Source organism: Shimia abyssi (genome assembly GCF_003014475.1).
Lineage (GTDB): Bacteria > Pseudomonadota > Alphaproteobacteria > Rhodobacterales > Rhodobacteraceae > Shimia > Shimia abyssi.
Genome location: NZ_PYGJ01000002.1, coordinates 350,539 through 373,371, shown reverse-complemented (window position 1 = coordinate 373,371; position 22,833 = coordinate 350,539). Strand labels below are relative to the sequence as shown.

The window sequence follows — 22,833 nt, the reverse complement described above, 5'->3', positions numbered from 1 at the left end:
GAGCCGGTTGTTTCTGGCAAAAAAAGACCCGGGCCAAGGGGACCGGGTCAGTAGTGAGCTTTCATCGGGAAAGCCAGGGGAAATCGTCAGGGTTTCGTGAGGTTTACCAGGCGCTTGGGCCCTTGTCGGCAAATGCGTGTACCAGGAAATCTATGAAGGCGCGTACCTTGGGCTGAGTGAACCGACCCGGAGGATAAACGGCGTAGATACCTTGGGTTTCCATGGGCAGGTCTGGAATGGCGTCTTCGACTAGTCCCTGCTCTAGTGCGTCGGCATAGAGGAAGCTGGGCAAGTATGCGATGCCAAGACCTGCGACAGCTGCGTTCAACAGCGACTGACCGTCATTGACCGAGAGCCACCCAGCAGTGCGCACCTGACGTTTTTCACCCGAAGGAGCGGTCAGTTTCCACACAGCGCCATTGGATTGGCTGGAATAATGCAGAAGTTTGTGATCGTTGAGATCGTCGATTTTCTGCGGACGGCCGTAGCGTTTGAAGTATTCGGGGCTGGCGATCATACGTTTAGTGGTCTCGGTCAGCTTGCGAGCGCGTAGCGTGCTGTCTTCGAGTTCACCGATACGGATGGCCATGTCAAAGCCTTCGGAAATCAGCTCAACATAGCGGTTGTTGAGAACCATGTTGACAGTGATGTCCGTGAATTCGTTGAGGAATTCGCCCAGAACCGGGCTTAGGTGATTGACACCAAAGTCGGTTGCGACGGAGATGCGCAAGAGACCCGAAGGCGCGGATTGCATCGAGGTGACAAGCGCGTCGGCCTCGCCGGCATCATTGAGGACACGGCGGGCACGGTCGTAATAGGCAAGACCAATTTCGGTCGGGCTTACGCGGCGCGTTGTCCGGTTCAGGAGGCGTGCACCAAGGCGGGCCTCAAGGCTTGAGACGTGCTTGGACACGGCGGATTTGGAGATGCCCATTTTCTTGGCGGCATCCGTGAAGCCACCCTGATCCACCACGGTGGCAAAAGCTTCCATTTCGGTCAGGCGATCCATCATTCGGTCCTTCTGAGTTCTTCTTCGAGGATCAGGTATCGCGGCCAAATCAGGCAAGATGAGGGCAATGGGCGGACAATATCAGGGATTTGTTGCGCATCGTTTGCGACGTGGAAACAGGGAAACAGTTGTTTATGGCCGCGAGATTATCAGTAGAACGCGGTGTGTACCGCCTTCGCACAAGCGACCTTCGCGCAGCGGAGCGCGAAGGTCTGTTTCAGTTTGTTTTCAATCCAGATGGTTCACAAGGCGATAGTTTCATTAGGGCTGACGGGGAAGGCATAGTTGAGGTTTTAAACAAACCACATGGCAATTGTGCTGTAGAGCGGGAGGCCGATGGTGAGGTTGAACGGGAAGGTGATGCCAAGAGAGAGTGTCAGGTAAATGCCGGGGCGCGCATCAGGCAGGGCGATACGCAAGGCAGCGGGGACTGCAATATAGGATGCCGAGGCCGCAAGCGTCATCAGCAGGAACGTGCCGCCGGGGGACAAGCCGACCACAAGCGCCGAGATGAGCCCAAGCAGCGATCCGATGACAGGCATGACGCAGCCAAAGGCCACAAGACTGAGCGATACGTCATCGCGGTGGTTCATGATCGAGCGACCCGCGGAAAGACCCATATCGAGCAGGAAGAGGCACAGAACGCCCGTGAAGGGTACAACGATAAATTCGTCGATCTGCTCCAAACCATCTTGTCCAGTGATTGCGCCAATTGCGAATGCGCCAATCAAAAGCACGATCGAGCCATTGCCAAGGATGTCGCGAATAAGCGCCGGGCTCAGCTTTGCGCCGCCAGTGCCGCGCGCGGCGAGCCAGAGGGCCGACATGATAGCGGGTACTTCCATAACGGCGGCAACCGCGACGATGTAACCTTCGGCATCAATGCCGCGCCCTTCGAGCAGGTTAGAGGCCGTTACAAATGTCACGATAGAGATCGAGCCGTAATGTCCGGCGACGGCGGCGGCGTTTAAAGTGTCAAGCCGGGTCATGAAGCGCAGGAGCGCAAAGGCGATGAACGGCATGGCAAAGGAGAGCACCGCGCCGGCGGCGAGTGTTCCGATGACCTGAGGGGTGATTCCGCTGCCTGAAATGCTAACCCCGCCTTTGAAACCGATGGCAAACAGCAGGTAGATCGACATGAGCTTGGCCGCGCCGTCCGGGATTGAGAGATCAGAGCGCATGACAGCAGCAATGAGGCCTAACAGGAAAAAGAGAATGGTCGGGACCAGCAGGTTGGTCGCGAGTGTGTCAAAAATTGCTGTCATGTGTTTGGTCCCTTGGCGCGTGTTCTGGCATTCCGTCGGGGATAAGTTGCAGATTTCAATTGATCCAATATATTAAAACAGTATTTTACATAGGATTTACCTATGTAAAGGGGCAGATTAATGAAGCCGACATTGCGTCAGTTAGAGTATTTGGTTTCGGTTGCAGAAACCGGCCAGTTCGGACTGGCGGCAGCACGGTTAAATGTCAGCCAGCCGAGCCTGTCGGCGCAGGTGGCTGAAGCCGAGGAGGCATTGGGGGTGCGGGTCTTTAACCGGGGGCGGCGCGGTGCCATCGTGACCTCGGGTGGGGCAGACATTGTACGGCGCGCGCGGCGGATTTTGCACGACATGGAAGATTTGCGGGCCTCGGTTCGCGGCAATGGCATTTTCGAGGGGCGATTGCGGTTTGGGATTTTACCGTCGGTTGGGCCGTATCTATTGCCAAGGATCGTTGCCGGGTTGCATCGGCAGTATCCTGAGTTTCGGTTGGTGGTGCGCGAAGAGGCGACACAGGATCTGGAAGAGGGGCTGAGCACAGGGCGGCTAGATATGATCTTGTCCACCCCCGAGGATCATCCGGGGACGCGCAAGATGCATTTATTTGATGAAACGTTGTGGATTGCCGTGGCACGAGATGATGAACTTGCAGGCGAGGGGCCGGTTGAGCCCGGAGTCTTGGCAGGGCGTACCATTCTGACGCTTGGACGCCGACACAGGCTGTCGTTGATCGTTGCGGCCTTGGCCGAGGCGGCTGGCGCGCATGTGTCGGATGAATATGAAGGGACCAGCCTGGATGCGGTGCGATTGATGGCGGCGGCTGGTTCAGGCGTGGCCGTGCTGCCGCAGGTTTATGCGGCGGCAGAGGCAATCCGGCGCGATGATATTTCGCTGCGCCCAATCGCTTCGCCAATGGCCATGCGGTCCCTTGCTCTGATCCAACCGCAAGGGCCGGAGCGGCGACCGGGGAGTGGGCGTCTGGCTGAGGCGCTGAGTGCGGAAGCGGAGCGGATCATGGCGCCATTGTCCGGTGCAGCTGCCCAAGGCGCTGTGAGATTCTAGCATCGAGTGTGCTGGCGTCTTCAACAAGTTGATCACGCCTATTTAAGCTCCGCCTTGCCGTTTGATTGCAGATCAGAGCGAGGCAGCGAGGCGCGTGCCTTGATCGATGGCGCGTTTTGCGTCCAGCTCGGCAGCAACGTCCGCTCCGCCAATCACGTGAACCTTCACCCCTTTGGCGTCTAACGCGTCCGCAAGCGAACGTTCAGGTAACTGCCCGGCGCAGATCACAACGTTGTCGACCTCGATCAACTGAGGGTTTTCGCGAGCCGCGCCGTAAGTGATGTGCAAACCTTGGTCGTCAATCTTTTCGTAGTTCACGCCGCCGACCATTTGCACGTCTTTCATGCGCAATGCCGCGCGGTGAATCCAACCGGTGGTTTTGCCCAATCCTTTGCCCAGTGCCTTGGCCTTGCGTTGCAACAGTGTCACTTGACGTGCGGGAGCGTGTGGTTGCGCGCCGGCTGCAACAAGCCCTCCGCGGGTGGTTTCAGGATCACCAACGCCCCATTCGACCATCCATTCGGGGAGATTTTCGGTCAGGCTTTCACCTTCGTGGACAAGGAATTCGGAGACGTCAAAGCCAATGCCACCTGCGCCGATCACGGCGACGCGCGTACCGACAGGTTTCTTGTCGCGCAGCACGTCGATATAGCTAAGCACCATAGGATGGTCCTGTCCGGGAATAGCCGGGTCGCGGGGTATGACGCCGGTTGCGATGATGACGTCGTCATAGGTTTCAAGCATTTGCGCGTTGGCCGTTTCACCAAGGCGCAGTTCGAGGCCAGAGTCGGCGACCATCGTGTCATACCAATCGACGAGCCCCCAGAATTCTTCTTTGCCGGGAATTTGTTTGGCGATATTGAGCTGTCCACCGATCTTGTCAGCCTTGTCAAAAAGCGTCACGGTATGGCCGCGTTGAGCAGCGGTGAGCGCGGCGGATAAGCCGGCGGGCCCTGCGCCAACCACTGCAATTTTCCTAGCTGTTTCGGTGGGTAAGATGGTCAGTTCGGTTTCATGGCATGCGCGCGGATTCACGAGGCACGATGTGAGCTTGCCACCAAAGGTGTGATCAAGGCAGGCCTGATTGCAGGCAATACAAGGCGCGATCTGGTCAGCTTTTCCCGTTGCCGCCTTGTTGACGAAATCCGCATCGGCAAGGAAAGGACGCGCCATTGAAACCATGTCGGCGCACCCTTCAGCAAGGACCTCTTCGGCTACTTCGGGCATGTTGATGCGGTTTGACGTGATCACGGGGATGCTCACTTTGCCCATCAGCTTTTTGGTGACCCACGCAAAGGCGCGGCGTGGTACGGATGTTGCGATGGTGGGAATGCGTGCCTCGTGCCAGCCAATGCCGGTGTTGAGGATGGTTGCGCCTGCGTTTTCAATAGCTTGAGCGAGCTGCACCACCTCTTCATGGGTCGAACCGTTAGGGATCAAGTCGATCATCGACAAGCGGTAGATAATGATGAAGTCGTCGCCAACGGTCTCGCGACAACGGCGAACAACTTCGACCGGCAGGCGCATACGGTTTTCGTAGCTGCCGCCCCAGCGGTCGGTGCGCTTGTTGGTGTGGGTGACGAGGAATTGGTTGAGAAAGTAGCCCTCGCTACCCATGATCTCGACACCGTCATAGCCAGCGGCGCGGGCGCGGGTGGTGGCGGTGACAAAATCATGGATCTGTTTCTCGATACCGTCTTCGTCCAACTCCTTGGGCGGAAACGGAGAAATCGGGGATTTGACAGGAGAGGCCGACACGCATTCTGGGCCATATGCATAACGTCCAGCGTGCAGAATTTGCATGGCGATCTTGCCACCTGCGTCGTGAACGCGGTCGGTGACGATCTGGTGGTTGGCGATGTCTTGATCGTTGAACAGGCCCGCCGCGCCGGGGAAAACACCACCTTCTCGCGAGGGGGCCATGCCACCTGTGACGATCAGGGAGACCCCGCCGCGGGCACGTTCGGCGTAAAACTCAGCGACCCGGTTCCAGTCCTTGGTCTCCTCCAGCCCGGTATGCATCGACCCCATTAGAACGCGGTTCTTTAGGGTGGTGAATCCAAGGTCAAGTGGTGCCAGCAGATGGGGGTATTGAGTCATGAGAGCCTCCTCTTTGCCGGTTTACCAGAACGTAAACTTAAGCGCCTGTCACGCGAAACGCGGCGTCAGTTTGGGACTGCAGTCGGGAATAAGGGTCAGATGGTTAATGCTCGGGAATGGCCCAAAATGGAACGTCGGTATTACGTCGGTATTCTGTAGGTATCGCGTCGGTGTCGTTTTGCGACGGAGTGCGTTAACGATTAGGCTGCGGAGACCCAATGCGGAGGGCTTGTAAACTAAGTATGCGACTCCTGAATTGCGCGATCCGGTCGAAGGAGCGCATTAGGCTCGGCCAACGGCCGAGCCATGCCCAACGGGTCGACGGCATCTTTGATGCAGGACGACCGGGCGGGAGTGCTACCGGATTTGGGGGGTTACATCGTTTCGACGCAATGCCGACGAAAGGCGCGCTTGAGCATGTCGAGTTCTGCCCGCAACAGATCGAGTTCTGCCCGCAGATCATCGGCCAGCGCTTCGCCGGAAATAAAGGTGATGCTCTCCAGCCTTTCACCGCTGGATTGGTCATTTATCAGAATGGTTTGCGCCCCGTCACACAGTGCTTCGACCGGGATCGGGACTTGCACGGCCCATCCTTCGCCGTCTTCCCGTTTGGCAACCGTGACATCTGGCACGGGATTGTCGAGATATGTGACGTCCAAAGTCGGTGCGTCATCACCGCCTTCAACGCGCAACACGCCCTCCCAGACGCCTTCGAAAAGTCGGGTCTTGGTCAGGGTTATGTGGCTCATGGGATGGGCTCCTGAGATAGGGTCAGAATTCGGCGCGGGGGCGGCGGCTGAGGGTGAGGTCGCACAGGATGACTTGGTTCATTTCCGGCCCCTCAAAAATCAGGTCTAGCCAAAGCTGTTCGACCCGCTTTTCATTGAGGTTGGAATAGGCCAGATCAAACTCCACGCGGATGTCTTCTTTGGAGAGAGGGAGTTCGCGCACGATCTGTTCGGTGTTAGGACCGTGGCGGATATTGAGGCGGGCAAAGATTTCGAGCGGTTTTTCCATTTCGACAATGGTATCGATGCGGATCACATGGCTGCGCCGCAGATCCTGTGCCGCCTCTGGTGGGAGATCGACCACGAGGGACAAAAAGGAACCGTCAAAGCGGAAAACATCCATACGAATGCCAAAAGGAGCCAGGTCGCGCTGGCGGTTGTTTCGTAGTTGGCGCAATGTAAGCTCTGAAATGCGGCAATCATGAAACAGGGTTACTTCTGTACCCAGTCGTTCTTTGTTCCCCACTGCTGCAATACCCTTGGTTGGGGTTGGTTCGCGCCAGAGTTCCGGGCGCCACGCCCAATCGGTACCGTGAGGTTTTGGAAAAGAGTTCGAGCCGATGATGGGCAGCGCCAAACGGCTTTCCGCCGTGGAAATCAGCGTATCGAGATGTTGACGCAGGTTGCGTGCACGGCGACGCTGGCTACGCAACGCTTCTAGATCGGTCCGCTCCGCGCGACGCGCGAGATGCGCCCAGTAACGAGAAACGCCCCGCTGATAAAATCGCTGTAAGATATTGCTTCCTAGCGCCATCATGCCCCTGTTGATCCGACGTCATCCGTCGTGTGGTTGATTTGTCTCCGAACGCAACAAAGTGGCGCCGGCTTTTTTGTTATTTACCCAAATGGTTGCCATCAAACAAACGCCTATTTTCGATTTGAGCAAGGGGTGTGCGGGTATTTTGTTGCGATTTCAATTGATTTCGCTGTAGGTCGTCGCCATGAACGCCTATCGCCCTCATGATATCCTTATCGAACCGGCCCGCTCGTCTGCGTCACTGATGCAATTGGGAATGGGGCTGGTGGTCATGGTGGTTGCGGTGATCGTACTGAATTTCGCCTGGTTTGGGGTGTTGGTTACACAGTTGGGCGGCCCGTCTGTCATCCACGAAATTGCCCAAGGTACTACGGTGCGCGGTATGGCGCTGTTGCTGGGCAGCTTCTCTTGTATGGTCGCCGCGTTGTGGTTGGCGTTGGCCTTGGTGCATGGGCGATCTTTGCGCTCGTTATTAGGCCCACGGCTCGCTTTCGTGACGCAGGGGCGTCAGGTGTTGAAGGCCTGTGTCATTCTCTATGTGGTGCTGTTTTTGGTGCCATCGCCTGAGGAAGTGACACCGGAGCGGGCGATGGATTGGGGGCTGTGGTTGCGGCTTTTGCCACTGAGCCTTGGTTTGCTGATTCTGCAATGTGGGGCAGAGGAGCTGGTGTTTCGCGGATATTTGCAGAGCCAGTTGGCGGCCCGTTTTCGCTCTCCCTTGATTTGGATGGTGTTGCCGAGTCTGTTGTTTGGAGTGCTGCATTATGATGTTGAAGTTTACGGCGATGTGGCCATATGGCTGGTGATCTGGGCGGTCGCCTTTGGATTGGTTGCCGCAGACCTGACGGCCCGCACTGGCACGCTGGCCCCGGCGATTGTTCTGCATGTGGTGAATAATTTTGTAGCGATGAGCCTTGCTGCAACTAATGGGTATTGGGACGGTCTAGCATTGTATACGTTCCCCTTTGGTCCCGAGGACACCGAAATACTTATGGCGTTGATGCCAGTAGAGGGCGGCGTGTTGTTGTGTGCGTGGTTGGCCGCGCGAGTGGCGGTGCGACGCTGATTGCAATTCCTGACGTAGCGTCTTATTTCAAGCGTGTTGAGAACCCCGAAAGGCAAAAAGGCCCATGAACTGGATCACCAACTACGTCCGCCCCCGGATCAACTCGATCTTTTCCCGTCGCGAAGTGCCGGACAACCTCTGGACCAAATGTGATGAATGCGGAACGATGTTGTTTCACCGCGAACTGTCAGCGAACTTGAATGTGTGTACGCAGTGCGACCACCACATGGGAATTACGCCACGCGCGCGGTTTGAGGCGTTGTTTGACGGTGGCGTATTTGTCGACGTGGCCGTGCCAGAGCCGACAGCGGATCCGTTGCAGTTCCGCGATCAAAAAAAATATCCGGACCGGATGAAGGCTGCCCAGAAGAAGACCGGCGAAAAAGAGGCCATGTTGGTGGTCGAAGGCGAAATTGGGCGCACGCCCATTGTGGCCGCGTGCCAGGATTTTTCGTTCATGGGTGGGTCCATGGGCATGTATGTGGGCAATGCGATCATAGCAGCGGCGCAGCGCGCGGTTGAACTGAAGCGTCCCTTGATCCTGTTTTCGGCTGCCGGTGGTGCACGTATGCAAGAAGGCATTCTGAGCCTGATGCAGATGCCGCGCACGACCGTGGCGGTGCAGATGCTGAAGGAGGCGGGCTTGCCCTATATCGTGGTGCTGACGCACCCGACAACCGGGGGGGTAACTGCGTCTTATGCGATGTTGGGGGATGTGCAGATTTCCGAACCTAACGCGTTGGTCTGTTTTGCGGGCCCTCGGGTGATTGAGCAGACTATTCGTGAAAAACTGCCCGAAGGATTTCAGCGGGCTGAATACCTGTTGGATCACGGTATGTTGGACCGTGTGACCAAACGTACCGAGATGCGTAGTGAGTTGATCACTATCACGCGGATGTTGCTCGGTTTGCCGCCAGCAGTTGCAGGTGATTTGCCTGCACCAGAGATGGTCGAGGGCGACGACAGTGTGGAAAAGGGTGCCGCGCAGGCCAAAGTGGAAACCGCGTCTGAGGACGCTAAAATGGCCAAGAAATCTAAGAAATGACCCAAGCGACATCTGACGTCATCCTTGAAAGGATGATGGCGCTGCATCCGAAGATCATTGATCTGACGCTGGACCGCGTGTGGCGTTTGCTGGCAGCACTGGACAATCCGCAAGACAGATTGCCCAGTGTCGTCCATTTGGCAGGGACCAATGGAAAGGGGTCCACGCAGGCGATGATTCAGGCTGGAATTGAAGGCATGGGCAAAAGTGCGCATGCCTATACCAGCCCGCATCTCGCGCGGTTTCATGAACGCATCCGGCTGGCTGGGACACTGATTGACGAGGCGCATCTGACTGAGGTGCTGGACGAGTGTTACAGTGCTAATGGCAGTGAAAACATTACCTATTTCGAGATTACGACCTGTGCAGCCTTGTTGGCCTTTGCACGTGTTGAGGCGGATTATACGCTGCTTGAAACGGGGCTTGGCGGGCGCTTGGATGCGACCAATGTTGTCGAGGCGCCTGAGTTGACTGTGATCACGCCAATTTCGATCGATCACGAGCAGTTTTTGGGAAATACCATTGCCAAGATTGCTGCCGAGAAGGCGGGTATTCTGAAGCGCGGTGTGCCATGTGTCGTGGGGCCTCAGCCGGATGAAGCGATGGACGTGATAGAGGCGAAAGCGGCGGCGTTGGGGGCGCCGTTGATTGCGCAGGGACAGCAATGGCATGTGTTCCAAGAGCGCGGACGGTTGGTGTTTCAGGACGAGAAAGGGCTATTGGACCTGCCGTTGCCCGCGTTGCCGGGCGCGCATCAGATCGAGAATGCGGGCGCGGCATTGGCGGCGCTGCGGTATCTGGGTGCGGATGAGGCAGCTTGCGAAGCGGCAATGGCAGATGTCCGCTGGCCAGCGCGGATGCAGCGTTTGAAGCAAGGGCCACTGATCGATGCGGCAGGCGATGCAGAGCTGTGGTTGGATGGCGGGCATAATGCGGCGGCAGGCGCTGCGTTGGGCGCGCATTTGAACGGGTTGAGTAAACGGCCAACTCATCTGATTTGCGGTATGCTGAATACCAAGGATATTGATGGATATCTTCGTCCATTGGCGGCAGTCGCCGACAGCCTGACGGCAGTATCGATCCCCGGAGAGCCCAATACGTTGCCAGCGCCTGAGACGGCTGCTGCCGCGAGAGGCGTTGGTCTGAAAGCGCAAGAGGCCGAGAGTGTGCTGGCCGCGCTGGAAGGGATTATGAAGGCGGAGCCGGGCGCGCGGGTGCTGATTTGCGGGTCATTGTATCTGGCGGGCGCTATTTTGCGCGAAAACGGCTAGGCCCGCGCTTGTTGAGACATGTCAACTTGTTCGCGAGCGATTCGCGGAAATGATTCGTTTTTGCGAATCACCCCATTGACTGATTCGATTCGTCGCGCGTATAGTCGAGCAAGCCTTCGGATTTTCGGCAATAAAAATAAGCAAATGATCAGAAAATCCATTGGGTATGCGGGACAGGCAGGCAGGAAAATGGGGGGCCGGGTGCCCCCCAAATAACGTTGTGATATCAACTCTTACATTGGCAGCCGGGACCGCGGGCTGTATTTAAACCTAGGCGTGCAATTTCACGCGGGTCGGGAGTATTTTATGAGTTCGGACTTTGCCATTGTTGGAGGCGGAATTGTCGGCCTGTCAGTGGCATGGGGGCTGCTAAAGCGCGGCTTGGGTGTCACGGTTCTGGATGGCGCTGATGACGCCCTGCGTGCAAGCCGTGGGAACTTTGGCCTTGTCTGGGTCCAGGGCAAAGGGTTGAAACAACCAGTTTATGCTCGTTGGAGCCAAACGGCAGCGGCCGCGTGGTCAGACTTCGCGGAAGAGCTAGAAGATGCCACTGGATTTGACCTGTCGTTGGAGCAACATGGCGGATTGGACCTGCATTTCAGCGAAAACAGTTTGGCAGATTGGGCGGCGCGATACACGAAAATTCAATCCATTTTGCACGGTGATTATCCGTTCGAAGTATTGAGCGCTAAGGAACTACGCAAGGAAGAGCCCGGAATTGGCGACGCCGTTGTTGGAGCTTTGCTGCATCATCAGGATGGGCAGGTCAATCCACTGCGTTTGTTGCGGGCGTTGGCCGAAGAAGTTCGACGATTGGGCGGCGAGATCTTGTCAGGTAAGCAGGTTCTGTCGGTCACACACGGCGCGGTTTTTGATTTGGGGTGCTCTGACGGTTCGCGGATTGAAGCGGACCGGGTTGTTCTGGCGGCGGGGCTTGGTGCGGCTGAGCTGGGGCCGAAATTCGGGTTCAAAGCGCCGCTGAGCCCTGAACGGGGGCAGGTTTTGATCACTGAGAAGCTGGCGCCATTGATCCGGCGTCCGTCGCTGATTGCGCGTCAAGTGAATGAGGGCGCGGTTCAGATCGGTGCGACCAATGAGCTGGTTGGGCAGAATGACGCGGTGACGCGCAAGGGCATGGCGCAGTTGGCAGCCGAAGCCGTTGCGGCCTATCCTGATTTGGCGCGCGCGCAACTGGTGCGCAGTTGGGGCGCGTTGCGGGTTATGTCCCCTGATGGGTTGCCGATATATCAGGAAAGTGAGCAGATGCCGGGAGCGTTTCTGGTTACGTGTCATAGCGGTGTGACGCTGGCCGCGGCACATGCGCGCCGGTTGCCAGAGTGGCTATTAAAGGGTGAAGGCGCACCCGATCTGGAGGTGTTCGGTGAAGCCCGTTTCGCGATTTGAAGAGCTGGAGAGCGGTGCGCCGCGCGTGCCCGTGCGCTTTGGCGGGCAGGAGTATCAGCTGGCGGAGGGCAGCAACCTTGCTGCGGCATTGATGGCGGCGGGGGTTGATGCGTTTCGCCAGACATCGCACCGCGGGGTCGGGAGGGCACCCTTTTGCATGATGGGCGCGTGTTTCGATTGTCTGGTTCTGGTGAACGGCGAAACGCGTCAGGCCTGTTTGATGGAAGTTGAAACCGGGTTGGATGTGCAACCTGCGCGCAGAATGCGGGAAGGGCCCTATGCATCGCGTTAACTTGGCGATAATTGGTGCCGGACCCGCAGGGATGGCGGCCGCCGCTGAGGCAGCGAAGGCAGGTGTTCGGGTATTGTTGCTGGATGAACAGGCAACACTGGGTGGGCAGATTTTTCGCAATGTAGAAGTGGGATCGGAGTTGCGTGGTGCAGTATTGGGCCGTGATTACCGCCGGGGTGCGTTGCTGACAGATGCTGTAGCCAAATCTGATGTGGACTATGTGGCCAAGGCGCGAGTTTGGTCGATTGAGGAGAACCACGTCGCCTATAGCACACCAGATGGTGAGTATTTGGTCGAGGCAGATCATGTGCTGTTGGCGACGGGAGCCTTGGAAAGGGCGATGCCGGTGCCGGGGTGGACTTTGCCGGGTGTCATGACGGCCGGTGCGGCGCAGATCATGCTGAAACAGTCTGGGATTGTAGCAAGAGAGGCCGTGCTGGTTGGCTCGGGCCCGCTGTTGTATTTGGTGGCTGTTCAGTTAGTGCGCGCCGGTTTCCCGCCCAAGGCCTTGGTCGAAACACAAACGCGTAGCGATATGCGCAGGGCAATGACTCATTGGCGCGCTGCAATGCGGGGATGGCGGTATCTGCAAAAAGGCGCGGCGACGCTGAACGAGTTGCGCAACGCTGGGGTGCCGCGTTACGTCAAGTCGCGCAATATTGCCCTACTCGGTAGTCGGCGTGTGGACGCGGTGCATTTTTCCTGTGGTGGTGCCATTCACGAAATGGCGACAGACACTGTCCTGCTGCATCATGGGGTTGTCCCGGATGTGCAGGCTGCGCGGATGGCCGGAATCGAGCATCATTGGAACGCACAACAGAACGCTTTTGTGCCAAAGGTCGATCCGTGGGGGCGCACAGAGTGTGACGGTGTCTGGATCGCCGGGGATGGTGCGGGAATTGGTGGTGCGATGTCTGCAGAGCTTTCTGGGCGGATCACTGGTTTAGCCGTCGCACACGAATTGGGCTCACTTCCACGGGCCGAAAGGGATCGGCGTGCCAATCCACTGATTGGGCAGCGGAATGTAGAGCTGAGCATTCGCCCATTCATTGACCGCGCTTTTCCGCCTTATCATGAGGCGTTGGCGCCGGAAGATGAGGTGACGGTGTGTCGTTGTGAAGAGGTTAAGGCGGGGCAGATCCGCGAAGCAGCTGAGCAAGGCTGTTTGGGGCCGAACCAAGCCAAAGCCTTTACCCGTGCCGGTATGGGGCGGTGTCAGGGGCGGTATTGTGGGCTGTCTGTTTCGCGCATTCTGGCCGATGCGAACAATCGGAGCATGGATGACACCGGATATGTCCGTGTGCGACCACCGCTTAAGCCCGTTACCTTGGGGCAGGTCGCGGCGCTGCATGACCCGAACGCGCCGTTGGAGCAGGCTGGCGGGCATGATTGAACCATTGAGCCATGTGGTCTTTGGTCTGACTGTATTGGCGACCGCTGTAATGGCCGCCTCCGCCGCCATTCAGGGTGCGCGGCACACGTTGGATTTGTTTGGTGCGACCGTCATCGGGGTGGCCGCCGCCGTAGGTGGCGGGACCGTGCGAGATTTGTTCCTGGGACGGGTGCCGGTGTTCTGGATCACGGATTTGACCTATCTGATGGTGGCCATTCCTGTGGCTGCTGCGGCGTATTTTGTGGCAACGCGTCTGCCGTCAGGCAATGGACGGCGGTTGCGACTATTGATGCAGTTCGACGCCGTGGGGCTAGCGCTGTTTACATTGGTCGGTGTCGAAGTCGCGTTGCAGATGGAGACGCATCCGTTCGTTGCTGTGATCATTGGGTGTATCACTGGAACCGTTGGCGGAATGATCCGAGACATTTTGTGCAATGTAACGCCGTCGGTTTTGAAGGAAGATCTTTACGCGACGATTTCGTTGGTTGGAGGCGGCGTGTTTGTGGGTCTGATCTCTTTGGTCGATCAGGCCGTGGCGCTGGTGACGTGTTTTGCGCTGATGTTGGTGGCGCGGCTATTTGTAATCGCTCGAATGTCACAAGGGTAGGCGCAAGAACAACGCCCGTTCCACCGTAGCGAGGTGGACGGGCGCTGAGGTGCCTGCTGAATACTAGCGTTTCTTATGTTTCATGACAGAGCGCACCATTTTGCCAAACGCTTTGTCATCTGCGCGGCGTTCGGCGATCGACGCTGTGTTGAACCGTTCTTCGGCGACAAGTTTGCGCCAGCGGGCCAGTCTGTTTTCGTCAATCGCGCCAGTTTCAAGTGCCGCGCGGACGGAGCAGCCAGGTTCGGTGTCGTGTTTGCAGTCGTTAAAGCGGCATTGGGTGGCAAGCTCGGTGATGTCCTCGAACACGTCGGCAACGCCTTCGTCCGCCTCGGTCAGTTGCAGTTCGCGAATGCCGGGTGTGTCGAGAACACCGCAGCCATCGGCGGTGAAGTGCAAGTGGCGGTGACGCGTGGTGTGGCGTCCCTTGGCGTCGTCTTCGCGGATGCCAGCGGTGGCCGCGATACCGGTGCCAAAAAGCGCGTTCACCAGTGTGGATTTGCCCACGCCAGAGGAGCCAAGGAAGGCGACGGTTTGGCCCGGTTTGCACCAATCCGTAAGCGCGGTTGCGGGTTCGCCGGAACGCGCGTTCAGCGTGAGGACTGGGACACGGTCAGAGATAGTGCGGGCCTGTGAGGCAAATTCTGAGGGGTCGTCGCAGAGGTCGGCTTTGGTCAGCAGGACAACAGGTGTCACGTCGGCCTGAAAGGCAACAGCCACGAAACGTTCGAGGCGGGCGATGTTAAAATCTGCGTTACAGGACGAAACAATAAAGGCTGTGTCCACATTGGCCGCGATCAGCTGAATACGCCGATCCGTGCCCGGCGCGCGGCGCTGGAACAGGCTTTTGCGGTTTAGCACCGCGCTGTTGGCGGGCAGGTCACGATTGAGGAGAAGCCAGTCGCCCACTGTCGCCTCTGGCCCCGGTGGCAGGGTGGTGTCGATACCGTCGCCCATGACACGAAGGCCGCTGCGGTGCTGTTCAACAGCACGCACGGGCGGTGTGGCGACCAGGGTTTCGAGGTCAGTTTGCTGGGCAAAGAAGGGTTGCCAGCCCAGCCGCTCCAGCGCGGAGAGTTGGCGTTTTGGGGTCGGGGTGCCGCTGGTGGGCAGGAATTGGGAATAGTCCCGTGTCATCGCTTTGAACTTTCAATGTTCATGCCATCGAAACGTCTGTTGCAGGCGGTCCGAGGCGAAATACATGTGGTTGGTTGTAATGTGCAAATCAGTGGGCGTCGACCGCTGGTGCGGGACGTCTCCGGAAAGCTGTCATTTTGCACGTGGAAGGCGCGTTGCCTTCCGGCCTGATCAGGACATCAAGTCTCCATCGTTATGGGTTTGAGGTAGGACGTGCGGCACGTTTTGTCAATGTCGCGAGCGCGGCCAAAAGGGGGGGGCTCGTAGGCGGGTTGCCAAGAGCACAGCCTAGGTTGCAGGGTGATCTCGGGACAGGGAGAGATGCAATGCAGGTTGTCGAAGAATTTCCGATTGATGTGGAAGAGCACGCGCATGTAGCCATTCCGATGGCGGATGGCACAAGGTTGTCGGCGCGGATCTGGCGCCCAGTTGGGGAGGATCCGGTCCCGGCCATTCTGGAGTTTCTGCCGTATCGCAAGCGGGATGGTACGGCAAAGCGCGACGCGCTGACCCATCCCTATATGGCGGGGCATGGGTATGCCTGTGTGCGGGTAGACATGCGCGGATGCGGGGACAGCGAGGGTCTGTTTGACGATGAGTATTCGCCACAGGAGTTGGCGGATGGGGTGGCAGTGATCGAGTGGCTGGCCGCGCAAGCGTGGTGCAGTGGCAATGTCGGCATGATGGGGATCAGTTGGGGTGGGTTCAACGGTTTGCAGATTGCTGCGCTGAAGCCTGAGCCGTTGAAGGCGGTGGTGAGCATTTGTTCGACCACTGATCGGTATGCTGATGACATCCATTATAAGGGCGGTGTGATGCTGGGCGAAAACCCCGGCTGGGCGGCGACGGTTCTTGGCTGGTTCGCGCTGCCGCCTGATCCCGAGATTGTCGGGGACGGTTGGCGTGAGATGTGGATGGAGCGGCTAGAGAATACGCCGTTTTTGGCCAAGACCTGGGTGCAGCATCAGGTCAGGGATGACTATTGGAAGCACGGGTCGGTCTGTGAAGATTACAGTGCGATAAATGCCGCCGTGTTGAGCGTGGGCGGGTGGCATGACGGGTATCGCAACTCGATTGCACATCTGGTTAATAACCTAGATGCGCCTGTTAAGGGGCTGGTTGGGCCATGGAACCACAAGTATCCGCATTTTGCAGTGCCAGGGCCGCAGATCGATTTTCTGGGCGAGATGCTGCAGTGGTGGGACCGTTGGTTAAAAGGTGTGGAAAATGGGGTTGAAGATTTGCCGGCGTATCGCGCGTGGCTGATGGATTCGGTGAAACCACAAGTGAGTTATGAGGCGCGGCCCGGTCGGTGGATCGCGATGCGGGATTTGGAGCATGAGCTGCATACAGAGAGTTGGCATTTGACAGCTGACGGTCTGTCGGATGCCGCGGGGGCTGCCGGGCAAAAGGTGTTTCCGGCGCTTGGTTGCGGGCAGGCGACGGGAGAGTATTTTCCGTTCGGATTTGGCCCCGGAGAATTGCCGGGCGATCAACGCGGCGATGATGCGTTAAGCTGTTGCTTTGACGGGGACGTGACGGATGAGGCGCGCGACATTGTCGGCGCGCCTGTGGTGCGGTTGCGGTTGCGGTCCGACAAGCCGAGTGCGCAGGTGGCGGTGCGATTGTGCGACCTGCGCCCTGACGGGACAAGCGCGTTGATAAGCCACGGGGTTTTGAACCTGCGCCAGAGAAACGGGCGCGAAGCGTTGCAAGACTTGCCGGTAGGCGAGTTGGTTGAAGGCGAGGTGGTGTTGGATCAGTGCGCGTACCGCTTGCCAGTGGGGCACAGGTTGCGGGTGGCGATTTCGACCAGTTATTGGCCGTTTATGTGGCCCGAGGCGGAGATGGCGACGCTGGAGATTGCAAGTGGCGATCTGCGCTTGCCGGTACGCGCGCTGGCGGCTGGTGACGAGTGGACGTTTGAGCTGCCACGCTCGGCAAAACCGCTAGAGGAAGTGCGAGTAAGAGCCGGGTGCGAAAGCAAGCGGGTGATTCGGGACAGTGCGACACGTGAGATTCGGTTGGAGATCGAGGGCGATGACGGCGCTGTGCGCGATTTGGCAACTGGATTGACCAGCGCAACGACTGTGCGGGAGCGGTTTTCGATCAAGGAGGATGATCCGCTATCGGCGGAGGCTGAGTTTCGCTGGGTACGTACGATGGCCAGAGACGATTGGGAGGTGCGGACCGAAGCCATGGTGCGTTTGCGCGCAGTTGCGGGCAGTTTTTTGGTTGAAGCCGAGCTGGACGTCATGGAGGGTTCAGACAAGGTGTTTGAGCGCAAATGGAGCGAAAACGTACCGCGTTTGTGATGAAGTGATACCCCGACGACGTGGTCACGGAGAGTGGATATGCGCGTTGAGGCTGATTACCGCGTGGTGTCGGACAGACGGATGGGGTAACCTGCTGACGTTGGGTCAGTTTTTCTGTCTGTGGATGGTGCCGTTCGCGATCAGGAGCCAATTAGCATTGGCCAATTGTACTTTGGAAAGACGAGAATCCGGGATTGCAAGGTCAAAATCTTGAATGGCCGTAACACTTTTTCCTTGATTTGTGTCGCTCCTGACCCGCAGCATAGTAAAAAAACGACATATTCAGATGGGGAGTACCAAAAATGAATGATGAACTGAAGTATTTGAGCCAGCGGGCCGCGATTGGGCGCCTGTCGCGCCGCAGCTTTTTGGGCCGCGCCAGTGCGCTGGGTTTGACGGCGGCGACTGCCAATACAATGCTGGCGGGCGCCGTTCGCGCCGCTGGGCCGCAAACGGGCGGAACCATCCGGGTCGGCATCGAAGGTGCCTCGACAACAGATAGCCTTGATCCGGCAACGACCACCAACTCGGCGGGGACCATGGTCAGCCGCTTGTGGGGTGAGCCGCTGATGATTCTTGCGGCCGATGGATCGCTGGAGCCACGTGTGGCCGAAAGTGTAGAAGCCTCCGCCGATGCGAAGACATGGACCTTTAAGGTCCGTAGCGGCATGACCTTCTCGAATGGCAAGACTGTTACCGCAGATGACGTATTGGCCACGATTGAGCGCCATTCAGGTGAAGACACCAAGTCAGGTGCTTTGGGACTGTTGCGCGGGATTGCGAGTATGCGCGCGGAAGGCGACAACTTCATCCTTGAGCTTGATCAGGCCAACGCTGATTTGCCTTATCTACTGACCGATTATCACCTGATGATTCAGCCTAATGGCGGTAAGGATGATCCGACGGCGGCAATTGGCACTGGGCCTTACATCCTCAAGAGCATGGATATGGGTGTACGCGTTGTTGCGGAGAAGAACCCGAACTACTGGAATGCTGGTGAGTTGGGCCACGCCGACACAGTCGAAATCATTGTTATCAACGATGACACCGCCCGCGTGGCGGCGTTGCAGTCTGGTCAGGTGGACATGATCAGTCGCGTACCACCACGTACGGCTGGTTTGATTGGTCGCGTACCGGGTGTGACTGTTCATTCGACAGCCGGTCCGGGCCATTACGTGTTTATCATGCACTGCAACACGGCACCATTTGACAACAATGACCTGCGGCTGGCGCTGAAATATGGCATCAACCGTCAGGAAATGGTCGATAAGATTCTGTTTGGCTATGGGTCTGTCGGGAATGACTCGCCAATCAATGCGTCTTATCCGTTGTTCTCGGAAGCTGAACAGCGCGCATATGATCCTGACAAGGCTGCGCATCACTTTAAGAAATCCGGGCATGACGGGCCGATCCTATTGCGGACCTCGGACAACTCGTTCCCCGGTGCGCCGGATGCCTCAGCGTTGTTCCAGCAATCGGCCAAGGCCGCTGGTATCCCACTGGAAATCAAGCGTGAGCCCAATGATGGCTATTGGTCGGAAGTTTGGAACAAGCAACCATTCTGCACCAGCTATTGGAGCGGACGTCCGGTTCAAGATCAGATGCTGTCGACAGCCTATCTGTCGAGCGCAGACTGGAATGATACGCGGTTCTTTAACGAACAGTTCGATCAGTTGCTAGTAACTGCACGCGCCGAGCTGGATTTGGCGAAGCGCACGCAGATGTATGCGGACCTGTCTACCATCATCCGCGACGAAGGCGGTTTGATCTGCCCGATGTTCAACGACTTTGTTGGCGCGACATCGGATCGGGTTGACGGCTGGATTGACGGCCACAAGGGCTTTGGCATGATGGACATGCAGGCACCGTTGAAAATGTGGGCGACTGCCTGAGATGTCACCCATCCTGAAACTGTTGGCCCAGCGCATCGCGCTGGGACTTCTCCTTCTTTTCCTCGTTTCCATTCTGATTTTTGCTGGCACTATCATCCTGCCAGGAGACGTGGCTCAATCCATTCTCGGACAATCTGCAACGCCCGAAGCGCTAGCCAATTTGCGCGCGGAGCTGGGGCTGAACGATCCGCCGTTGCAACGTTATCTAAGCTGGCTGGGCGGTTTGGTTCAGGGCGATCTAGGCACCGCGCTGACCAGTGGTCAGGATATTGCGTCGAGCCTGGGCAACCGATTGAAAAATACGCTTTTCCTTGCCTTCTGGGCGGCCATTATCTCGGTCCCGTTGGCAATTTTCCTTGGGCTGTTGGCGGTGCGCTATCGCGACCGCTGGCCTGACAAGTTGATCTCGGCGGTTACGTTGGCGTCGATTTCGATCCCGGAATTCCTGATCGGCTACGTGCTCATGTACATCGTCGCGGTAAAGCTGCGCTGGGCACCTTCGGTGGCGATGATTAATGATAGCATGAGCCTTGGTCAGAAGCTGAATTCCATTGCATTGCCGGTGGCGGTTCTGACGTTAGTTGTTTTGGCGCATATGATGCGCATGACCCGAGCTGCCATTCTGAACGTGATGCAGTCGGCTTATATTGAGACAGCCGAGCTAAAGGGCATGTCGATGTTCGTCATCATCTGGCGCCATGCGTTCCCGAACTCTATTGCGCCCATTGTGAATGTTGTGATGCTGAATCTTGCCTATCTGGTGGTTGGTGTTGTGGTAGTCGAAGTGGTGTTCACCTATCCAGGTATGGGCCAGTATCTGGTCGACCACGTGAGCAAGCGCGACATTCCCGTGGTGCAGGCCTGTGGCATGATCTTTGCAGCCGTTTACATCGGGTTGAACATGATCGCTGACGTCGTATCGATTCTGGCCAACCCGCGCTTGCGGCATCCGAAATAGGGGAGGCAGAGATGAAAAATTTACCTATTGCAGCTGTCGTCGGCCTCTTTTTCACCAGCCTTTATTTCCTAATGGCGATTTTCGCGCCGCTGATCGCACCCTATGGGGTGGCTGAAATTGTTGGCGGCGTATGGGAGCCATCGAGCAAGGAGCATTTGCTGGGCACTGACAATATTGGTCGAGACTTGTTGAGCCGCATGATTTATGGCGGACGTACGACAATTTGGATTGCTACGGCGGCAACTATTCTGAGTTTCACAACGGGGTCCATCTTGGGTTTTGCAGCCGCTGTAATTGGCGGCTGGGTCGATCAGGTGATGAGCCGGTTTGTGGATTTGATCATGTCAATCCCGACGTTGATCTTTGCACTGGTTGTGCTTTCGGTTGTGCCGGTGACGGTGCCAATCTTGATCATTGTCATGGGCTTTCTGGATAGCACGCGCGTGTATCGTCTGGCCCGCGCCGTGGCGGTGGACATCAACGTGATGGATTACGTCGAGGCCGCAAAACTGCGCGGCGAGGGGCGTGTTTGGGTGATCTTTCGCGAGATACTGCCCAATGCGCTGAGCCCGTTGGTCGCGGAAATGGGACTGCGCTTTATCTTTGCGGTGCTGTTCGTATCTACACTGTCGTTCCTGGGTCTGGGTGTGCAACCGCCAGAGGCCGATTGGGGTGGTATTGTGAAAGAAAACAAGGATGGAATTGTCTATGGCATTGGAGCCGCGCTCTATCCAGCGGTGGCAATTGCCACGTTGGCGATCAGTGTGAATTTGGTGGCTGATTGGGTCCTGAACCGTACCACGTCGTTGAAAGGAGGCCGCGGATGAGCGAGACATTGTTAAAAGTCCGCGACCTGAAAATCGGCGCGACGATCTATCCGCCGGGCGAAAAGCCGCGTGACATTGAGATTGTGCACGGGGTGTCCTTTGATCTCGAGCCGGGCAAGGTGTTGGGATTGATTGGGGAATCCGGGGCCGGGAAATCGACCATTGGGTTGGCCAGCATGGCCTATGGCCGGGGCGGAGTAGAAATTACTGGCGGCGAGGTTTGGGTCAATGGCCGAGACATCCTGAAGTCGGGCCTAAATGATGTGCGCAAGCTGCGTGGTGGCGAAGTAACCTATGTTAGCCAATCGGCAGCGGCGAGTTTCAACCCGGCTAAGCAGATCATGGACCAGGTCATCGAAGCATCTGTGCGGCATGGAAAGTTTTCCAAGAAGGACGCAGAGGCGCGGGCGGTGGAACTGTTTCGCAAGTTGGGTTTGCCGGATCCGGAGAATATCGGTAATCGATATCCGCATCAGGTATCAGGAGGGCAACTTCAACGGTGCATGACGGCGTTGGCGCTTTGTCCTGAACCGGATTTAGTCGTTTTTGACGAGCCGACCACTGCGTTGGATGTAACCACACAGATAGATGTGTTGAAGGCGATTAAGGAAGCGATCCGGGATACCGGTGTTGCGGCGCTGTACATCACGCATGATCTGGCTGTGGTGGCGCAGGTGAGCGACGACATTCTGGTGCTGAAGATGGGAGATATGGTCGAATATGGCAGTGTCGATCAGATCATCAACGCGCCAAAGGAAGATTACACTCGGGCGCTTGTGTCTGTGCGTTCAATCGATCACGAGGAAAAAACCGCAACGTCCGAGCCGGTGTTGAAGGTCGAAGGTGTGACAGCACGCTATCGCGGCACCAATTTTGATGTCCTGAAGAATATCAACGTCGAATTGCATCCTGGTCAAACGTTGGCTGTGGTGGGTGAAAGCGGATCAGGCAAGTCAACACTTGCCCGTGTGATCACCGGTTTGTTGCCGCCGCGTGCGGGCAATATCCACTTTGCCGGGCGAGATCTCTCCGCCGCCCTTGGCGGGCGTTCTCGGGAAGACCTGCGAGAGTTGCAGATGATCTATCAGATGGCGGACACGGCGATGAACCCGCGCCAAACGGTTGGAACCATTATCGGGCGACCGCTGGAGTTTTATTTTGGTCTGAGAGGAAGTGAAAAACGAAAGCGGATAGTCGAGTTGCTGGACGAGATCGAGATGGGTGAAGCCTTTATGGATCGGTATCCGGCGGAGTTGTCTGGTGGGCAGAAGCAGCGCGTGTGCATTGCACGTTCGCTTGCGGCTAAACCCAAGATTATAATCTGCGATGAGGTGACAAGCGCATTGGACCCATTGGTGGCCGACGGCATTCTGAAGCTGTTGCTGGATTTGCAGAAAGTCGAAGATGTGGCCTATCTATTCATTACCCACGATCTGGCGACCGTGAAGGCAATCGCGGATTCGATTGCGGTAATGTATCAGGGCGAGGTTGTGCGGTATGGCGGCAAGACGGATGTTTTGAGCCCGCCGTTTGATGATTATACTGATTTGTTGCTGAGTTCGGTGCCGGAAATGAAACTGGGCTGGCTGGAAGAAGTTATCGCGAACCGCAAGATGGAGAGCGCGGGGAACTAGATTTTGTGCCTCCG

The 22,833-nt window shown here is 57.2% G+C and carries 19 protein-coding genes; 13 read left to right on the top strand and 6 right to left on the bottom strand.

Annotated elements, in window-relative coordinates; all coding sequences use genetic code 11:
- Positions 1-103: 103 nt before the first annotated feature.
- Positions 104-1,009, bottom strand: a complete 906-nt coding sequence (locus tag CLV88_RS05800; RefSeq protein ID WP_106607595.1) for a LysR family transcriptional regulator — start codon at positions 1,007-1,009, stop codon at positions 104-106.
- Positions 1,010-1,302: 293 nt separating this feature from the next.
- Positions 1,303-2,274 (bottom strand): sodium-dependent bicarbonate transport family permease, encoded by a 972-nt coding sequence (locus tag CLV88_RS05795; RefSeq protein WP_106607429.1) that lies wholly within the window; start codon positions 2,272-2,274, stop codon positions 1,303-1,305.
- Positions 2,275-2,394: 120 nt separating this feature from the next.
- Here CLV88_RS05795 and CLV88_RS05790 point away from each other — a divergent pair, with 120 nt between their 5' ends.
- Positions 2,395-3,333, top strand: a complete 939-nt coding sequence (locus CLV88_RS05790) for a hydrogen peroxide-inducible genes activator (RefSeq protein WP_106607428.1) — start codon at positions 2,395-2,397, stop codon at positions 3,331-3,333.
- A 72-nt stretch (positions 3,334-3,405) separates the two neighbouring features.
- On the opposite strand, the gene CLV88_RS05785 is transcribed toward CLV88_RS05790, so the two are convergent.
- The 3 genes from CLV88_RS05785 to CLV88_RS05775 all read right to left on the bottom strand — a co-directional run bounded on the left by CLV88_RS05785 (position 3,406) and on the right by CLV88_RS05775 (position 6,978).
- Positions 3,406-5,433: an NADPH-dependent 2,4-dienoyl-CoA reductase gene (locus CLV88_RS05785; protein ID WP_106607427.1), complete on the bottom strand. Its 2,028-nt coding sequence runs from the start codon at positions 5,431-5,433 to the stop codon at positions 3,406-3,408.
- A 374-nt stretch (positions 5,434-5,807) separates the two neighbouring features.
- The gene (locus CLV88_RS05780) at positions 5,808-6,182 is read right to left on the bottom strand and encodes a hypothetical protein (RefSeq protein ID WP_106607426.1); all 375 of its coding nucleotides are present in this window, start codon (positions 6,180-6,182) and stop codon (positions 5,808-5,810) included.
- 22 nt (positions 6,183-6,204) lie between these two features.
- Complete coding sequence (locus CLV88_RS05775) at positions 6,205-6,978, bottom strand: DUF6478 family protein (protein WP_106607425.1); 774 nt, start codon at positions 6,976-6,978, stop codon at positions 6,205-6,207.
- Between the two features lie 184 nt (positions 6,979-7,162).
- Here CLV88_RS05775 and CLV88_RS05770 point away from each other — a divergent pair, with 184 nt between their 5' ends.
- The 7 genes from CLV88_RS05770 (at position 7,163) to CLV88_RS05740 (ending at position 14,056) form a co-directional block, all read left to right on the top strand.
- Positions 7,163-8,044: a CPBP family intramembrane glutamic endopeptidase gene (locus CLV88_RS05770; RefSeq protein WP_106607424.1), complete on the top strand. Its 882-nt coding sequence runs from the start codon at positions 7,163-7,165 to the stop codon at positions 8,042-8,044.
- Positions 8,045-8,108: 64 nt separating this feature from the next.
- Positions 8,109-9,089 carry an acetyl-CoA carboxylase, carboxyltransferase subunit beta gene (accD, locus tag CLV88_RS05765; protein ID WP_106607423.1) on the top strand — a complete coding sequence of 327 codons (981 nt, stop codon included), beginning with the start codon at positions 8,109-8,111 and terminating at the stop codon, positions 9,087-9,089.
- Positions 9,086-10,360: a bifunctional folylpolyglutamate synthase/dihydrofolate synthase gene (locus CLV88_RS05760; protein WP_106607422.1), complete on the top strand. Its 1,275-nt coding sequence runs from the start codon at positions 9,086-9,088 to the stop codon at positions 10,358-10,360. The genes accD and CLV88_RS05760 overlap by 4 nt, the downstream gene beginning before the upstream one ends.
- Before the next feature lie 306 nt (positions 10,361-10,666).
- On the top strand, positions 10,667-11,764 hold the full coding sequence (locus CLV88_RS05755) for an NAD(P)/FAD-dependent oxidoreductase (RefSeq protein WP_106607421.1): 1,098 nt from the start codon (positions 10,667-10,669) through the stop codon (positions 11,762-11,764).
- Positions 11,742-12,056 carry a (2Fe-2S)-binding protein gene (locus CLV88_RS05750; protein ID WP_106607420.1) on the top strand — a complete coding sequence of 105 codons (315 nt, stop codon included), beginning with the start codon at positions 11,742-11,744 and terminating at the stop codon, positions 12,054-12,056. The genes CLV88_RS05755 and CLV88_RS05750 overlap by 23 nt, the downstream gene beginning before the upstream one ends.
- A complete protein-coding gene (locus tag CLV88_RS05745) occupies positions 12,043-13,449 on the top strand; it encodes an FAD/NAD(P)-dependent oxidoreductase (RefSeq protein ID WP_106607419.1) in 1,407 nt (468 codons plus the stop codon). Before CLV88_RS05750 ends, CLV88_RS05745 begins: the two co-directional genes overlap by 14 nt.
- Positions 13,442-14,056: a trimeric intracellular cation channel family protein gene (locus CLV88_RS05740; protein ID WP_106607418.1), complete on the top strand. Its 615-nt coding sequence runs from the start codon at positions 13,442-13,444 to the stop codon at positions 14,054-14,056. Before CLV88_RS05745 ends, CLV88_RS05740 begins: the two co-directional genes overlap by 8 nt.
- Positions 14,057-14,119: 63 nt before the next feature.
- Here the strand turns inward: CLV88_RS05740 and rsgA are convergent, their stop codons facing one another.
- Positions 14,120-15,193, bottom strand: coding sequence for a ribosome small subunit-dependent GTPase A (rsgA, locus tag CLV88_RS05735; protein ID WP_106607417.1), 1,074 nt, complete (start codon positions 15,191-15,193; stop codon positions 14,120-14,122).
- A 326-nt stretch (positions 15,194-15,519) separates the two neighbouring features.
- Here rsgA and CLV88_RS05730 point away from each other — a divergent pair, with 326 nt between their 5' ends.
- The 5 genes from CLV88_RS05730 to CLV88_RS05710 all read left to right on the top strand — a co-directional run bounded on the left by CLV88_RS05730 (position 15,520) and on the right by CLV88_RS05710 (position 22,819).
- Positions 15,520-17,508, top strand: coding sequence for a CocE/NonD family hydrolase (locus tag CLV88_RS05730; protein WP_106607416.1), 1,989 nt, complete (start codon positions 15,520-15,522; stop codon positions 17,506-17,508).
- Between the two features lie 302 nt (positions 17,509-17,810).
- Entirely contained in the window at positions 17,811-19,400 is a 1,590-nt protein-coding gene (locus CLV88_RS05725; protein WP_106607415.1) for an ABC transporter substrate-binding protein, read from the top strand.
- Between the two features lies 1 nt (position 19,401).
- Positions 19,402-20,358 (top strand): ABC transporter permease, encoded by a 957-nt coding sequence (locus CLV88_RS05720; protein ID WP_106607414.1) that lies wholly within the window; start codon positions 19,402-19,404, stop codon positions 20,356-20,358.
- Positions 20,359-20,369: 11 nt separating this feature from the next.
- Positions 20,370-21,185, top strand: a complete 816-nt coding sequence (locus CLV88_RS05715; protein ID WP_106607413.1) for an ABC transporter permease — start codon at positions 20,370-20,372, stop codon at positions 21,183-21,185.
- Positions 21,182-22,819, top strand: a complete 1,638-nt coding sequence (locus CLV88_RS05710; protein WP_106607412.1) for an ABC transporter ATP-binding protein — start codon at positions 21,182-21,184, stop codon at positions 22,817-22,819. Before CLV88_RS05715 ends, CLV88_RS05710 begins: the two co-directional genes overlap by 4 nt.
- The last annotated feature ends 14 nt before the right edge of the window (positions 22,820-22,833 follow it).

Coding starts and splice junctions, on each gene's coding strand:
- CLV88_RS05715 (WP_106607413.1), top strand. CDS start 20,370: ATGAAAAATTTACCTATTGCAGCTGTCGTCGGCCTCTTTTTCACCAGC.
- CLV88_RS05770 (WP_106607424.1), top strand. CDS start 7,163: ATGAACGCCTATCGCCCTCATGATATCCTTATCGAACCGGCCCGCTCG.
- CLV88_RS05710 (WP_106607412.1), top strand. CDS start 21,182: ATGAGCGAGACATTGTTAAAAGTCCGCGACCTGAAAATCGGCGCGACG.
- CLV88_RS05740 (WP_106607418.1), top strand. CDS start 13,442: ATGATTGAACCATTGAGCCATGTGGTCTTTGGTCTGACTGTATTGGCG.
- accD (WP_106607423.1), top strand. CDS start 8,109: ATGAACTGGATCACCAACTACGTCCGCCCCCGGATCAACTCGATCTTT.
- CLV88_RS05775 (WP_106607425.1), bottom strand. CDS start 6,978: ATGATGGCGCTAGGAAGCAATATCTTACAGCGATTTTATCAGCGGGGC.
- CLV88_RS05785 (WP_106607427.1), bottom strand. CDS start 5,433: ATGACTCAATACCCCCATCTGCTGGCACCACTTGACCTTGGATTCACC.
- CLV88_RS05780 (WP_106607426.1), bottom strand. CDS start 6,182: ATGAGCCACATAACCCTGACCAAGACCCGACTTTTCGAAGGCGTCTGG.
- CLV88_RS05720 (WP_106607414.1), top strand. CDS start 19,402: ATGTCACCCATCCTGAAACTGTTGGCCCAGCGCATCGCGCTGGGACTT.
- CLV88_RS05760 (WP_106607422.1), top strand. CDS start 9,086: ATGACCCAAGCGACATCTGACGTCATCCTTGAAAGGATGATGGCGCTG.
- CLV88_RS05795 (WP_106607429.1), bottom strand. CDS start 2,274: ATGACAGCAATTTTTGACACACTCGCGACCAACCTGCTGGTCCCGACC.
- CLV88_RS05745 (WP_106607419.1), top strand. CDS start 12,043: ATGCATCGCGTTAACTTGGCGATAATTGGTGCCGGACCCGCAGGGATG.
- rsgA (WP_106607417.1), bottom strand. CDS start 15,193: ATGACACGGGACTATTCCCAATTCCTGCCCACCAGCGGCACCCCGACC.
- CLV88_RS05790 (WP_106607428.1), top strand. CDS start 2,395: ATGAAGCCGACATTGCGTCAGTTAGAGTATTTGGTTTCGGTTGCAGAA.
- CLV88_RS05755 (WP_106607421.1), top strand. CDS start 10,667: ATGAGTTCGGACTTTGCCATTGTTGGAGGCGGAATTGTCGGCCTGTCA.
- CLV88_RS05725 (WP_106607415.1), top strand. CDS start 17,811: ATGAATGATGAACTGAAGTATTTGAGCCAGCGGGCCGCGATTGGGCGC.
- CLV88_RS05800 (WP_106607595.1), bottom strand. CDS start 1,009: ATGGATCGCCTGACCGAAATGGAAGCTTTTGCCACCGTGGTGGATCAG.
- CLV88_RS05730 (WP_106607416.1), top strand. CDS start 15,520: ATGCAGGTTGTCGAAGAATTTCCGATTGATGTGGAAGAGCACGCGCAT.